Origin of the sequence: Polaribacter glomeratus (assembly GCF_002954665.1) — a bacterium.
GTDB classification, from domain to species: domain Bacteria; phylum Bacteroidota; class Bacteroidia; order Flavobacteriales; family Flavobacteriaceae; genus Polaribacter; species Polaribacter glomeratus.
In genome coordinates, this window is the sequence record NZ_MSCM01000002.1 from 1,512,036 (window position 1) to 1,526,314 (window position 14,279).

11 protein-coding genes are annotated in these 14,279 nt (G+C 31.2%); 6 read left to right on the forward strand and 5 right to left on the reverse strand.

Annotated elements, in window-relative coordinates:
- The first annotated feature begins 9 nt into the window (after window positions 1–9).
- Window positions 10–171: a DUF1328 family protein gene (locus BTO16_RS16685; RefSeq protein ID WP_105022775.1), complete on the forward strand. Its 162-nt coding sequence runs from the start codon at window positions 10–12 to the stop codon at window positions 169–171.
- A 125-nt stretch (window positions 172–296) separates the two neighbouring features.
- On the opposite strand, the gene BTO16_RS16690 is transcribed toward BTO16_RS16685, so the two are convergent.
- The 4 genes from BTO16_RS16690 to BTO16_RS16705 form a co-directional block, all read right to left on the reverse strand.
- Complete coding sequence (locus BTO16_RS16690; protein ID WP_105022776.1) at window positions 297–2,723, reverse strand: sodium-translocating pyrophosphatase; 2,427 nt, start codon at window positions 2,721–2,723, stop codon at window positions 297–299.
- A gap of 119 nt (window positions 2,724–2,842) precedes the next feature.
- The gene (locus BTO16_RS16695) at window positions 2,843–3,370 is read right to left on the reverse strand and encodes an inorganic diphosphatase (RefSeq protein WP_105022777.1); all 528 of its coding nucleotides are present in this window, start codon (window positions 3,368–3,370) and stop codon (window positions 2,843–2,845) included.
- A gap of 197 nt (window positions 3,371–3,567) precedes the next feature.
- On the reverse strand, window positions 3,568–6,075 hold the full coding sequence (locus tag BTO16_RS16700) for a DUF5686 family protein (RefSeq protein ID WP_105022778.1): 2,508 nt from the start codon (window positions 6,073–6,075) through the stop codon (window positions 3,568–3,570).
- A gap of 118 nt (window positions 6,076–6,193) precedes the next feature.
- Window positions 6,194–7,177: a pyruvate dehydrogenase complex E1 component subunit beta gene (locus BTO16_RS16705; protein ID WP_105022779.1), complete on the reverse strand. Its 984-nt coding sequence runs from the start codon at window positions 7,175–7,177 to the stop codon at window positions 6,194–6,196.
- A 218-nt stretch (window positions 7,178–7,395) separates the two neighbouring features.
- Here BTO16_RS16705 and BTO16_RS16710 point away from each other — a divergent pair, with 218 nt between their 5' ends.
- The 4 genes from BTO16_RS16710 (at window position 7,396) to BTO16_RS16725 (ending at window position 11,858) form a co-directional block, all read left to right on the forward strand.
- On the forward strand, window positions 7,396–8,142 hold the full coding sequence (locus BTO16_RS16710) for an electron transfer flavoprotein subunit beta/FixA family protein (RefSeq protein ID WP_105022780.1): 747 nt from the start codon (window positions 7,396–7,398) through the stop codon (window positions 8,140–8,142).
- A gap of 123 nt (window positions 8,143–8,265) precedes the next feature.
- On the forward strand, window positions 8,266–9,228 hold the full coding sequence (locus BTO16_RS16715) for an electron transfer flavoprotein subunit alpha/FixB family protein (RefSeq protein ID WP_105022781.1): 963 nt from the start codon (window positions 8,266–8,268) through the stop codon (window positions 9,226–9,228).
- A gap of 256 nt (window positions 9,229–9,484) precedes the next feature.
- On the forward strand, window positions 9,485–10,099 hold the full coding sequence (locus BTO16_RS16720) for a bifunctional nuclease family protein (RefSeq protein WP_105022782.1): 615 nt from the start codon (window positions 9,485–9,487) through the stop codon (window positions 10,097–10,099).
- A gap of 13 nt (window positions 10,100–10,112) precedes the next feature.
- The gene (locus BTO16_RS16725) at window positions 10,113–11,858 is read left to right on the forward strand and encodes a NupC/NupG family nucleoside CNT transporter (protein ID WP_105022783.1); all 1,746 of its coding nucleotides are present in this window, start codon (window positions 10,113–10,115) and stop codon (window positions 11,856–11,858) included.
- 144 nt (window positions 11,859–12,002) lie between these two features.
- Here the strand turns inward: BTO16_RS16725 and BTO16_RS16730 are convergent, their stop codons facing one another.
- Window positions 12,003–13,199: an uS7 family ribosomal protein gene (locus tag BTO16_RS16730; protein WP_105022784.1), complete on the reverse strand. Its 1,197-nt coding sequence runs from the start codon at window positions 13,197–13,199 to the stop codon at window positions 12,003–12,005.
- Window positions 13,200–13,417: 218 nt separating this feature from the next.
- Here BTO16_RS16730 and BTO16_RS16735 point away from each other — a divergent pair, with 218 nt between their 5' ends.
- A complete protein-coding gene (locus tag BTO16_RS16735; RefSeq protein ID WP_105022785.1) occupies window positions 13,418–14,242 on the forward strand; it encodes a thymidylate synthase in 825 nt (274 codons plus the stop codon).
- Window positions 14,243–14,279: the final 37 nt, after the last annotated feature.

A 14,279-nucleotide genomic window follows, 5' to 3' on the forward strand; every position in this document is an offset into this window, starting at 1 on the left:
AATATAACTATGTTACGTTGGACAATCACTTTTATAATAATTGCATTAATAGCAGGGATTCTAGGATTTGGAGGAATTGCAGGAGCAGCCGCCGGAATAGCAAAAATAATTTTTGTTGTTTTTATTATTCTGTTCATATTATCTCTTATCACAGGTAGAAAAAAATTATAATTTGTATAAAAATATTGATACATTAATTCTAAGTATTTTTCTTTTAATTTAGCTTTAGAAAGTTTAGACATAAAAAAAAGCATCCAAATGTGGATGCTTTTTGTAACTAATTTTAGAGAACAGCGTTATTTAATAGCTGCTTCAATCTTATTTTCTTTTTTAACAATATTTACAGAAACTACATTTCCTGCTTCATTTGCTTTCTTTTCTATTTCTTTAATAGTTCCTTCAACTTCTTCAATATAATTGGTTGTTTTTCCATTAATAGTGGTAGTCGTTATAATTGTTGCAATAGCCGTTTCAGAATTATTTTCTTTAATTTCTAAACGCACTTCTTTTTTAATTTCTTGTTTATCAGAAAGGCTTTCATCTGCATTATGCCCACCTAAAATAGGTGCAATTACTAAACCAATTAAACACGTAAGTTTAATTAAAATATTCATTGATGGTCCAGAAGTATCTTTAAACGGATCACCAACAGTATCTCCAGTTACAGCTGCTTTATGAGCTTCAGAACCCTTATAGGTCATTTCACCATTAATTACAACACCAGCTTCGAAAGATTTCTTAGCGTTGTCCCAGGCACCACCAGCATTGTTTTGGAAGATTGCCCAAAGCACACCAGAAACTGTTACACCAGCCATATAACCACCTAGCATTTCTGCAATTGCTAAATTATCCATTCCAAAAATCATTGGAACAAAAGCAATAATTAATGGAAAACCAATGGTTAATAAACCTGGTAACATCATTTCTTTTAAAGAAGCTTCTGTAGAAATTGCTACACATTTATCATATTCAGGTTTTCCTGTTCCTTCCATAATTCCTGGAATCTCTCTAAATTGACGACGAACTTCTTCTACCATTTCCATAGCTGCTTTTCCTACGGCATTCATTGCTAAAGCAGAAAATACTACAGGAATCATTCCACCAACAAATAGCATTGCTAAAACTGGTGCTTTAAAAATATTAATTCCGTCTATTCCTGTAAAAGTTACATATGCAGCAAAAAGTGCTAATGAAGTTAATGCAGCAGAAGCAATAGCAAAACCTTTACCAGTTGCAGCAGTTGTATTACCAACAGCATCTAAAATATCTGTTCTTTCTCTAACTATTGGTTCTTGTTCGCTCATTTCTGCAATACCACCAGCATTATCAGAAATTGGTCCAAAAGCATCAATTGCTAATTGCATAGCAGTTGTTGCCATCATTGCTGATGCCGCTAAAGCAACACCATAAAACCCTGCGAAAGCATAAGAAGTCCATATTGCACCAGCAAATAATAACACTGATGGAAATGTAGAAATCATACCTGTTGCTAAACCTGCAATAATATTTGTTCCTGCTCCTGTAGAAGATTGTTGTACAATTTTTAAGATTGGAGGTTTTCCTAATCCTGTATAGTACTCAGTTACTGATGAAATTACAGCACCCACAACTAATCCAACTAAAGTTGCATAAAATACTCTCATAGAAGAGATTTCTTGCAAACCTTCACCAAAGAACTCCATTTGCATGGTTTCTGGTAACATCCATTTACATAATACATAACAAGCAATTGCTACTAAACCAATAGAAACCCAGTTTCCTAAGTTTAAAGCTGCCATTACTTGTGATTCTTTAGCTTCGTTACTTTTTATTTTAACAAGCATTGTACCTATAATAGAAATAATAATTCCGATTCCGGCAATAGACATTGGTAATAAAATTGGACCAATTCCGCCAAAAGCATCAGAAATACTTCCGCCCATATCTTTAATTACGTAGTTTCCTAAAACCATTGCAGCTAAAACGGTTGCAACGTACGAACCAAATAAATCTGCTCCCATACCAGCAACATCACCAACATTATCACCAACATTATCTGCAATTGTAGCAGGGTTTCTTGGGTCATCTTCTGGGATTCCAGCTTCTACTTTACCAACTAAATCAGCACCAACATCTGCTGCTTTTGTGTAGATTCCTCCACCAACTCTAGCAAATAAAGCAATTGATTCTGCTCCTAAAGAAAAACCAGCTAAGGTTTCTAAAACAATTGTCATTTTATCTACAGAAAAAACTCCTTCTGCACCACCCATAAAGTAGTTATAGAAAATAATAAAAAATATTGTTAAACCTAAAACCGCTAAACCAGCAACTCCAAGACCCATTACGGTTCCGCCACCAAAAGATACTTTTAAAGCATTTGGTAAGCTCGTTTTTGCAGCTTGCGTAGTTCTAACATTTGTTTTGGTAGCTATTCTCATTCCTATATTTCCTGCAAAAGCAGAAAAAACAGCTCCGAATATAAAAGCGACTACAATTAAAATATGAGTTGTAGGTACAATAAAGGATACTGCCGCTAAAGCAACACTTACAATAACAACAAAGATTGCTAATAATTTATATTCTGCACTTAAAAAAGCCAAAGCTCCTTCATAAATGTAATCAGAAATTTCTTTCATTTTACCATCTCCTGCATCTTGCTTTAATACCCAAGATTTCTTAATCCACATATAGATTAAGCCTAAAATTGCCATTGCAATTGGCATGTAAATCATCATTGATTCCATAAATAATATTTATTTTGATTAGTTTAAAACGGGGGTAAAAGTAATAAATTCATAATGAAATAAAAAACCTCTTAAAAAGTTAATTTTAAGAGGTTGATAAAATATTGTTATTTTTTTTGCTAAATTTTAAATTTATCGGTCTTTTTGTAATCACTTTCGTGATATCTTTTAACAGATTCATGATAAATTTTTAATGCTTCGGTTGCGTCTCCCCAACCACCAACATCAACTTTTTTCTTTTCTAGATCTTTATACACTTTAAAAAAGTGTTCTATTTCTTTTAATCGATGAGGGTTTAGATCAAAAATATCTTTTTTGCCATTCCAAATAGGATCAGAAACAGGAACACAAATAATTTTTTCGTCTGGTCCTTTTTCATCCGTCATATGAAAAACACCTATTGGTTTTACTTCCATTACACACATTGGGAAGGTTGGTTCGTGTCCTAAAACTAAAACATCTAAAGGGTCATCGTCTAGCGCTAAGGTTTCTGGTACAAAGCCATAATCCGCAGGATACATCATTGAAGAAAAAAGCATTCTATCAAAACGGATTTTATGCAAGTCAAAATCGTATTCGTATTTATTTCTACTCCCTTTGGGTATTTCTATTAAAACATCAAACGTAGTTTCGTCATCTCTCACCATATATTTATTTTTTTCAATTGATAATTAGACTGCGAAAATACTGAATTAATGAGTTTTTAGAAGAAAAATTTACGCAAACCTTTTCGACTTTTATCTAATTAATAGTAAATGAGTTAATAATAAGGCAATCCTTTTTTAAAATTTGTTAAAAAGTATTTTACACTTTAAAATAATGAATCTATGTTTTAGTTTGATTATTAAAAGCTAAATCTTAAGCCAGCTGTTATTCCAAATTTTCTGGCATTTGTATTCTCTAAATAGTTTCCTCTATAATTTAAGTCTACCCGTAATAATTTAAAAATATTACCAACACCAACGCTATATTCATAATAAGGTTTTGACGAAGGAGCGATAAGAGGTATTTCTGCACTATTTCCAGTGGTACTCAATAACCTATTTTCTTCGGATAATTGACCCCAAAAAGCTTTAAAACCAATGATTGTTCTTAATTTGGTCTTTTTTAACAAAGGGATTTTAGAAAATATTCTACCATTAAAATTATGCTCTAAATGCAAAGAGGTGTAAGTATCTGTTGTAAACTCGTAAAAATTTAATAAATTAAAGGTATTTTCAAAGGTGAAATAGGTTTGATTTCCTGGGGCGATATGCAATAATCCAAGCGGAACTTGTCCAAAAGTTTTTCCTGCTTCTAGTGATGTCGTGAATCTGCCTAAGTTGCCAATTTCCCATAAATTATAGAAAGAAAATTGTACTTTAGCATACTCAAAATCACTACCAAATAACCCGTCAATTCCTTTTGTTATTTGCATAAAATATTGTGTGTAGTAATAATTAGATCTTTCTCGTTTTACACCAAAACCTGTCATCTTCCTCTTTGGATAGTATCCTATAGAAAATAGCGATTCAAACTGATTAATTGTTGAAGAAATTCCGTTTGCCGATTCAAGATCATTATAATCCAAGCTAAATGTTTCAGAAGCAGAACTTAATGTTTTATAGTTTGCAGAAAGTTTTAGCTCTAGATTTTTTGCAGGTTCTAATTCTGCGGTGATGGTAGATAAATTAATGTTTGTTAGTTTATCATTTATACCAGTACCAATTAGAGCAGAAGAGCCGTTGCTTCTTCCTAAAACATCTGTAGATGCTGTAAGTGATGCCCCAATTTGCTCAATATCGTTTCGATTACCACCAGATAAAATGAATCTATTTTTTTTATTAAGAAGCCATTTTGCTTGATAGCCGTATTTAATTTGTTCGTCTTTAAGGCCATAGGCAGTGTAGGCTTCTAACCTAAATAAATCATTAATTGTTTTAAATGTTCTACCACCAACTCGAACTCTTAAACCTTCTACATCATTGTAACCTAAAGTAGAAAAAATGGGTCCATAATCTAAATTTAGTTTCTCAATTTCAAAATAACCAGAAGACAGCGTTTCTACTATTTTAGAAAAATTCTTAAACTTTTTTACGGTCTTTAAAGTGTCTAGTAACTTATAAACAGATTTTTCGTCTTCATTTAATTCTTCTAATCTGTTAGAGTTCCAGAATTCTTTGGATCTTTTGTAAACGGTATCAGAAATAGGATTATATCTTTTTTTTTCGTAGAAATTTTTTTCTGTGATGGGTTTATTAAATTCGTAATTTTTATAGATCGTGGTTCTTTTACCATAAACTCCTCGCGATTTCTCTTTTTTATTTAAAGCAAAATCAGATAAAAAATAATCTCGTTTTAACACAAAAATAGAGTCGTTTAAAATATCGAATTCTTGTTCTATATAAATATCTTTTACCCAATTTATATTTGCATTTTTAGGTACTTGCATGTTTATTTCTTTCACAGCATAGGTACTATCGTTTACCCAAAAATTACCTTTAAAAGTAAGTTCGTTTTTTCTTCTAGGATAATAGACAATATTATAACACCACTTTTTACCAATAAAAGCGCTATCTGCTAAAACATAATTATAATTATTTATTCCTGTTTTCGATAAAGGGCTCACAAAGCTTTTATCAAAAAAATTTAAGTAATTATCGTAAATATTATACGCTGGATATAGGTTTTCTATATAATCTGTTAATTCTTGATTGTTGCTAAAGCCAGAATTTTGATTGGCAGTTATAACTTCTTTATTTTTCTGTAAAAGGTTATCGCCATATACTTGGGATAACGTTTCATTTAAGAAAACGGGTAAATAGGTTTTACCTGTTGTAGAAGAGGTGTCGATGTCTTTAAAAATAAACTCAAGACCTTTAAAGATTTTTTTATTTTTTAAATTATCATCGATCGTGTTTAGATCAAATTCTACTTTTTGATATTTTTTATATTGATATTGATTAAAATGATTTAGACCGTTTGTCTTTTTATTTTCCCAGATCTTTCTGAGAATATCAATTGCCGGATTATTTTTTTTAGGTTGTTTTCCTGATATGATAAATATACTGTTCAAAGATTCTTCTACTTCTTCTAAAATAAATGTAGTATTAAAACTAATTTTTTTCTCAAGTTTAAAAAGTAATGTTTTGTAACCAATGGATGCTATTTCTATTTCACTCCATAAATTGGCAGACTCCAAGTAAAATTTACCATCTTCATTACTAACAATGCCTTCTGTAGAGTTTTTAAATTGAATGCTACAATACGGAATTGGTTCATTGTTTTTATCCGTAATTATTCCGCTAACTTTTGTTTGAGAATAAGAAATATAAGTAATAAATATAAAAAAGTAGGTTAATATTTTGTTCATGCAACTATGACGTAATAAGTAAAGATTTTTTACAAAATGAAGGCGCTATCTATTAAATATAAAATCCTTTTTGAAATTCATCAAAAAGGATTTTATTATTTTAAAAAAGTATGTTTTACTATTTTTTTAAATATAATACATCTTTTACTGCCTTAATTACATCTTTATAATTAGGGATCCATTTTTCTAACAAAACTGGAGAATAAGGAGCAGGAGTATCCGCAGTTGTAATTCTTTTTACAGGAGCATCTAAATAATCGAATGCTTCTTCTTGAATTCTGTATGTAATTTCAGTAGCAACACTTCCAAATGGCCATGCTTCTTCTAAAACTACTAATCTATTTGTTTTCTTTACAGATTTAACAATTGCTGCATGATCCATAGGTCTTACAGTTCTTAAATCTATAATTTCTACAGAAATATTTTCTTTTGCTAATTCTTCAGCAGCTTTGTAAGCTTCTTTAATAATTTTACCAAAAGAAACAATAGTTACATCTGTGCCTTCTCTCTTAATTTCTGCAACTCCAATAGGAATGATATATTCTCCTTCCGGAATTTCCATTTTATCACCATACATCTGTTCAGATTCCATAAAAATAACTGGATCATCATCTCTAATAGCAGCTTTTAATAAACCTTTTGCATCATAAGGATTAGACGGTACAATTACTTTTAAACCAGGTGTGTTTGCAAACCAACTTTCAAATGCTTGTGAGTGCGTTGCTCCTAATTGACCGGCAGAACCTGTTGGTCCTCTAAATACGATAGGGCAATTAAATTGGCCACCAGACATTTGTCTAATTTTAGCAGCGTTATTTATAATTTGGTCAATACCAACCAACGAAAAGTTAAAGGTCATATATTCAACAATAGGTCTGTTGCCATTCATTGCAGAACCAATTGCAATACCAGCAAAACCAAGCTCTGCAATAGGAGTGTCAATAACTCTTTTTGCGCCAAACTCATCTAACATTCCTTTACTAGCTTTGTAAGCGCCATTGTATTCGGCAACTTCTTCACCCATTAAATAAACGCTTTCATCTCTACGCATTTCTTCGCTCATTGCTTCGCAAATTGCTTCTCTGAATTGAACTGTTTTCATGTATTGTTAAATCTAATTGTTAATTTTGATATGCAAAAGTAAGGAAATAATACTAAAAATTTTTATTCCTTTTTTAGAAACTCTGTGAAATTATGTTAATTAATACGCAATCGTTTTCGATAAATGTTAAATTTTTTAAAAAATACTATGCATGCATAGTATTTTTTAAAAAAAAGACGTAATTTCGTACCAGAATAAATGATTAAAAAATAGAATTTATGAAAATATTGGTATGTATTAGTCATGTTCCTGATACCACTTCAAAGATTAATTTTACAGAAAACGATACAGTATTTGATACAAACGGCGTTCAATTTGTAATTAATCCTTACGATGAATTTTGCCTTACAAGAGCAATGTGGTTTAAGGAAAAGCAAGGGGCAACCGTAACTGTTGTAAATGTAGGAAATGCATCTACAGAACCAACTTTACGTAAAGCTTTGGCAATTGGTGCAGATGATGCAATTCGTGTTAATATGGAAGCTACAGATGGTTTGTCTGTTGCAAAACAATTAGCGGAAGTTGTTAAAAGCGGAGGCTACGATTTAGTTTTAGCAGGAAGAGAATCAATAGATTATAATGGAGGAATGGTTCCTGGTATGTTAGCTGCTTTATTAGATTTCAATTTTGTAAATGGTTGTGTAGGAATGGAAGTTGACGGAACCTCAGTTTCTTTATCAAGAGAAATTGATGGCGGAAACGAGTCTTTAGCTACTGCTTTGCCATTAGTTGTGGCAGGTCAAAAAGGTATTGTAGAAGAAAAAGATCTACGTATACCAAATATGCGTGGTATTATGATGGCTCGTAAAAAACCTTTAAACGTGGTTGAACCGGTTGACGCAGAAAGTGCAACTATGGTACAATCATTCGAAAAACCAGCACCTAAAGGATCTGTAAAGTTAATAGATGCAGAAAATATAGACGAGTTAATTAATCTGTTGCATAATGAGGCTAAAGTAATTTAATCGCAGTTTAAATTAATCAGAACTTGTTTTAGTATCACTAAAAAAATAACGTAAAATTGTTTAAAAGGGTAATTGTGAAAACAGTAAAACTTTAAAATAATTACACCATAAAAAATAAAAAATATGTCAGTTTTAGTTTTTGCAGATTCAGCAGAAGGGAAATTCAAAAAGAGTGCTTTTGAAGTAGTTTCTTTTGGAAAAAAAGTTGCTGAACAATTAGGAAGCCATTTAGTTGTTTTAACAATAAATGCGAACAAAAATGAAGAGTTATATGTGTATGGAGCAGAGAAAGTAGTAGCTGTTTCAAACGATTCTCTAAAAACGTTTAATGCCAAAGCATATGCATCTGCAATTAACCAAGTTGCTGCTGCACAAAGCGCATCTGTTGTAATTTTAGATTCTAGTATTGATGGCTTATTTATTGCACCAATGGTTGCTGTTGCTCTAAATGCAGGATATGCATCTAATGTAGTTGCATTGCCAAGTGCTACAAATCCCTTTACAGTTAAAAGAAAAGCGTTTTCTAGCAAAGCATTTTCAAATACTGTAATTTCTTCGGATAAAAAAGTAATAGGAGTTGCAAAAAATGCATACGGAATTCACGAAAATCCGGTTTCTGGAACAACAGAAACTTTTGATGTTTCAATTTCTGATGCAGATTTAAAAATAAAATCAGTAAAAATTGAAAAAATTACAGGTCAGGTAACAATTGCAGATGCTGATATCGTAGTTTCTGCAGGAAGAGGTTTAAAAGGTCCAGAAAATTGGGGAATGATAGAGGAGTTAGCAGATGTTTTAGGCGCTGCAACTGCTTGTTCTAAACCCGTTTCAGATTTAGGATGGCGTCCTCATGGAGAACATGTTGGGCAAACAGGGAAACCAGTGGCTTCAAACTTATATATTGCTATCGGAATTTCTGGAGCAATTCAGCATTTAGCCGGCATTAACGCATCCAAAGTAAAAGTAGTTATTAACACTGACCCAGAAGCACCTTTCTTTAAAGCGGCAGATTATGGTATTGTTGGTGATGCTTTTGAGGTAGTACCTAAACTAATAGAGAAGTTAAAAGCCTTTAAACAAGCTTAATTCAAATATTCAAACATTGTTTCAAAAACCTACTTAGCTTAAAATCTAGTAGGTTTTTACTTTTAATAAAAACTAGCGAAATAAAGTTTTCAATCTATTATTTTTATTAAATTGTGCCCTTGATTAAGAATATCGAAATATATAGTTATTGTATTTTTTATAAACCAAGTAAACTTTAAATTACAGATTACTACAATTTGGTTTAGAAAGACACTATTCAATTTTAGATATTTGTACTTTTTTTGCAGAAAAATATATGAGTTTAATACTACTTACCATAAAAGGAATTTCTTACAGTCAAACACAAAGTGGTGCTTATGCATTGGTTTTGAGTGAGATGGAAGGAACGAGAACCTTGCCTATTATTATCGGAGCATTTGAAGCCCAATCTATTGCAATTGCTTTAGAAACAGAAATTAGACCTCCAAGACCGCTAACACACGATTTATTTAAAACGTTTTCAGATACTTTTGATATCAACATAAAAGAAGTTATTATTCACAAATTGGTGGATGGTGTTTTCTTTTCTAGTCTAATTTGCGAAAGAGAAGGTAAAGAAGAGGTTATTGATACGAGAACTTCGGATGCCATTGCAATTGCAGTTCGTTTTAACTCTCCAATTTACACTTATGAAAATATTTTGGATAAAGCGGGTATTTATCTAAAGGTAGAAGAAGAAATGGCTTTTGAGAATAAACAAGAGTCAACAGAAATTACGATAAAACTAGATGAAGCGCTTGACAACGATACAAAAAGTAAATTTTCGAGCTTAACGTTAAAAGAGTTAAACATTCAATTAAATAACGCGGTTACTGATGAAAATTATGAGCTCGCTGCAAAAATTAGAGACGAAATTAGCAATCGTTCTTAAATAGGATATCCTTATGAAAAAACTTTTTATACTTCTATTTTCTATCGTTTCATTGGTTTCATATTCTCAAGAAATAGAGCAGAATTGGAACTTTTCATCCATCAAAAAAAATGACGGTAAAGAATTTATTAAAACAGATTCTACAGATACTTTTAATTTAAAGGATGGGAAATTTACGTATTCTCTAAAAGGAAAAGATAATTTAAGAGCTTCTGGAAATTATATTCATCAGAGTAACTTATTGATTTTTAACTTCAAAGAGCCAAAAGATACTGTTCGTTATTTTAACATTGTGTCTTTTGATGTCACGAAGTTAGTGCTTTCGGAAAATGATGTAATTTATAATTTATCATCAAACCAACTTGCAAGTGTCGTAGATCTTCAAGATGAAGCTAATTTAACAGTAAATGATGCGGCAGCATCCGAAGAAAAACCAACCGTTATTTTACCGAGTCAAGGGTTCTCTATTAACACCTTATGGCGTGGAGTTTTAGGAATGATTTCTTTAATATTGATTGCATTTTTATTTAGTTCAAACAAAAAAGCAATAGATTGGAAAAAGGCAGGTATTGGTTTAGCGCTTCAATTAGTAATTGCAATAGGCGTATTAAAAGTAACGTTTATTCAAAAAGCATTTGAGCTAATTGGAAAGCTTTTTATAGAAATTTTAGAATATACAAAAGCAGGAAGTAAATTTTTGTTTGATGGATTAATTGCAGACATGGATACCTTCGGATACATTTTTGCTTTTCAAGTTTTACCAACGATTATCTTCTTTTCGGCTTTAACGTCCTTGTTATTTTACTTAGGAATTATCCAAAAAGTTGTAAAAGTATTAGCCATCGTTTTGTCTAAATTTTTAGGAATTTCTGGTATGGAAAGTTTATCTGTAGCAGGTAATATTTTCTTAGGTCAAACCGAAGCACCACTTTTGATAAAAGCGTATTTAGAGAAAATGAATAAGTCAGAAATGCTGTTGGTAATGATTGGCGGAATGGCTACAGTTGCAGGTGCAGTTTTAGCAGCATATATTGGGTTTTTAGGTGGTGGAGATAAAGAATTAGAATTGGTTTTTGCCAAGCATTTATTGGCAGCTTCTGTAATGGCAGCTCCGGGAGCAATTGTTATTTCTAAAATTTTATATCCTCAAACAGAAAAAGTAAATACAGATGTAACGGTTTCTCAAGAAAAAATAGGATCTAATCTTTTAGATGCTATTGCAAACGGAACAACAGAAGGGTTGCGTTTAGCAGTAAATGTGGGAGCAATGTTATTGGTTTTTGTGGCAATAATAGCCATGTTAAATGGTGGCTTAGGTTTAATAGGAAATATCACTTCTTTAAATGAAATTATTGCGGCAAATACAGCTTACAACAAACTTTCTATAGAATTTATTTTAGGATACCTTTTTGCGCCCTTAATGTGGTTAATTGGTGTTCCTTCTATTGATATGACTTTGATGGGCCAGTTATTAGGAATCAAATTAGCAGCTAGTGAATTTATAGGATATATTCAATTATCAGAGCTAAAAGATGTAACAAACGGCATCCACTTAACCTATGAAAAATCGGTAATTATGGCTACTTATATGTTGTGCGGTTTTGCAAATTTTGCGTCTATAGGAATTCAAATAGGAGGAATTGGTTCTTTGGCGCCAGGACAGCGAAAAACGCTGTCAGAATTTGGCTTAAAAGCACTTATTGGAGGTACAATTGCCTCTCTAATGTCTGCAACTATTGCTGGAATGATTATTGGGTAGTAGCGAATCGCCACAGATAATTTATCATTTCTGAATAAAATATTTAGCATAAAAAAACCGAGTTTTTAAACTCGGTTTTTTTAGAACTCAGATAACACACATTTTTTTAGTAATAAATTTCGAAAAAAACATTTATTTAGTTATTTAATACTCGGCACTTCTCATTCTTTTTTTATAAACAGCTCGTTCACGCAGTTGCTTTCTTACTAAATGTCTTGGTTTTATATAAATAACATCTCCAAACATATCTTTTAATGTGTATGTAATATAAAGCGATTCACTTTTTCCATTATAATTAAAACTAGAATTGATACGATCATTTTTTGGTGTTGTTAATTTAAAATTGACAATTTTTTCACCTTTAGGAAGTTTTTCTATTAAGATTTCAATCTCATTCAATTCTTCTTCTGATTTCTCTAAATTTGCACTAAAAACACAAACACCATCTTTATTTTGTTTTATTGTAGAAGAACCTTCTTTTATACTTGTATTAACTAAACCAGCTACAACCACAACCTCTGTGGTCTTAGAAATCACTTCTTTTTTAGCATCTAATAAGGTGATGTTTACAGTTACTTCTTGGTTTTCTATTTCTCTGTTTTCAAATTTAATATCACCAAAAGTGTAGTATTTTTCTCCTTTCAGCGTTGTAAAATAGGCTAAATAATACGTTTTGGTTTCTTTAATAAAACCTTCTTTTTGTTCTATTTCTAAGGAAATAGAACTAACCTCATTATCTTTATCTTTAAGTATTACTGTTGATCTGTAAGAATTGTTTATTCTAGAGGCAATTGTAGTTTTCATCGCTCTTCTAAAGCTAATTCTAGGAGCTTTTGTATTACTCACAATCACTGTTTGTGATAATGGTTCACCAATAGTTCTTTGATTAGCATCTAAAAAATACATTTTAACATTTACTTCTTGGCCTATTATATCATCATTTTCAATGGTAATATCTTCAGAAGTAAATTCTTTAGTTTCCTTTCTATCTTTAGAAAGTTCAAGGATATATTTTTTGTTTTCATTAAAAAAACCTTTTTTATTCTCAATTTCTACAATTACTGACCTTACTTCATCTATACTTTCATTATTTGTGGCAACAGTTACAACATAAATTCTTTTTTTAGGTTTACTTCTTCTTCTTCCAAAATGAGCAAAAGCTTTATTAGATTCAGCCATTTTATGAGTTTCCTTATCTTTTTTAGCAGATATTTCCAATTTAGATTTCTCAATAATTTCTTCTAAATCGTCATTATTTTCGCAACTAATTTGTGTAACTGCTAAAAAACTGAAACAGATTAAATAGGTTAAAACGCGGTATTTACTTTTAATAGTTTTCATAATGTATTTTTATAATTTTATACAAACTTACTATGGAAGATTACTTTTTTTTGGTGAAACTTTCTGAAACGACGTTTTGAGCTTCTAAAGCATGGGAAAGAATTACTAAATGGTTAATAACTTTTAAATAGAATTCATAAAAATGCATCAAAAATACTTGAACCTTTTTCTATTTTTACATCAGCTTATATAGAACAATTAAACGCATATACAGTAATATGAAACAATATCACGATTTAGTAAAACACGTTTTAGAAAACGGAAATGAAAAAGGAGATAGAACAGGAACAGGAACAAAAAGTGTTTTTGGATATCAAATGCGTTTTGATTTAAGTGAAGGCTTCCCGATGTTAACTACTAAAAAGTTGCATTTAAAATCGATCATTTACGAACTACTTTGGTTTATTAAAGGCGATACAAATATTAAATATTTACAAGAAAACGGTGTAAAAATCTGGAATTCTTGGGCAGACGAAAATGGAGATTTAGGTCCTGTTTATGGTCATCAATGGCGTAATTGGAATAGTGATGATATTGATCAGTTGCAAGAAGTTATCGATACTTTAAAAAACAATCCTAATTCTAGAAGAATGATGGTTGCTGCATGGAATCCATCGGTAATGCCAGATACTTCTATAAGTTTTTCAGAAAATGTTGCCAACGGAAAAGCGGCTCTACCACCATGTCATGCGTTTTTTCAGTTTTATGTTGCAGACGGTAAATTATCTTGTCAGTTATACCAAAGAAGTGCAGATATCTTTTTAGGAGTTCCTTTTAATATTGCTTCTTACGCTTTATTTACAATGATGATTGCACAAGTTTGTGGTTATGAAGCAGGTGAGTTTATCCATACTTTTGGTGATGCACATATTTATAACAACCATAAAGAGCAGTTAGAATTACAAATGTCTAGAGATTTAAGAACGTTGCCAATAATGAAGATAAATTCAGCTATCAAAAATATCGAAGACTTTAAGTTCGAAGACTTTGAGCTGTTAAATTACAATCCGCATCCTACTATTAAAGGTGCAATTGCTATTTAATAAAAAAGAGCTTTCAATTTATCGAAAGCTCTTTTTT

What these genes read in the sequence shown, in the direction of transcription:
- BTO16_RS16735 (WP_105022785.1), top strand. Translation starts at nt 13,418, where the DNA reads ATGAAACAATATCACGATTTAGTAAAACACGTTTTAGAAAACGGAAAT.
- BTO16_RS16710 (WP_105022780.1), top strand. Translation starts at nt 7,396, where the DNA reads ATGAAAATATTGGTATGTATTAGTCATGTTCCTGATACCACTTCAAAG.
- BTO16_RS16730 (WP_105022784.1), bottom strand. Translation starts at nt 13,199, where the DNA reads ATGAAAACTATTAAAAGTAAATACCGCGTTTTAACCTATTTAATCTGT.
- BTO16_RS16690 (WP_105022776.1), bottom strand. Translation starts at nt 2,723, where the DNA reads ATGGAATCAATGATGATTTACATGCCAATTGCAATGGCAATTTTAGGC.
- BTO16_RS16705 (WP_105022779.1), bottom strand. Translation starts at nt 7,177, where the DNA reads ATGAAAACAGTTCAATTCAGAGAAGCAATTTGCGAAGCAATGAGCGAA.
- BTO16_RS16700 (WP_105022778.1), bottom strand. Translation starts at nt 6,075, where the DNA reads ATGAACAAAATATTAACCTACTTTTTTATATTTATTACTTATATTTCT.
- BTO16_RS16715 (WP_105022781.1), top strand. Translation starts at nt 8,266, where the DNA reads ATGTCAGTTTTAGTTTTTGCAGATTCAGCAGAAGGGAAATTCAAAAAG.
- BTO16_RS16695 (WP_105022777.1), bottom strand. Translation starts at nt 3,370, where the DNA reads ATGGTGAGAGATGACGAAACTACGTTTGATGTTTTAATAGAAATACCC.
- BTO16_RS16725 (WP_105022783.1), top strand. Translation starts at nt 10,113, where the DNA reads ATGAAAAAACTTTTTATACTTCTATTTTCTATCGTTTCATTGGTTTCA.
- BTO16_RS16720 (WP_105022782.1), top strand. Translation starts at nt 9,485, where the DNA reads ATGAGTTTAATACTACTTACCATAAAAGGAATTTCTTACAGTCAAACA.
- BTO16_RS16685 (WP_105022775.1), top strand. Translation starts at nt 10, where the DNA reads ATGTTACGTTGGACAATCACTTTTATAATAATTGCATTAATAGCAGGG.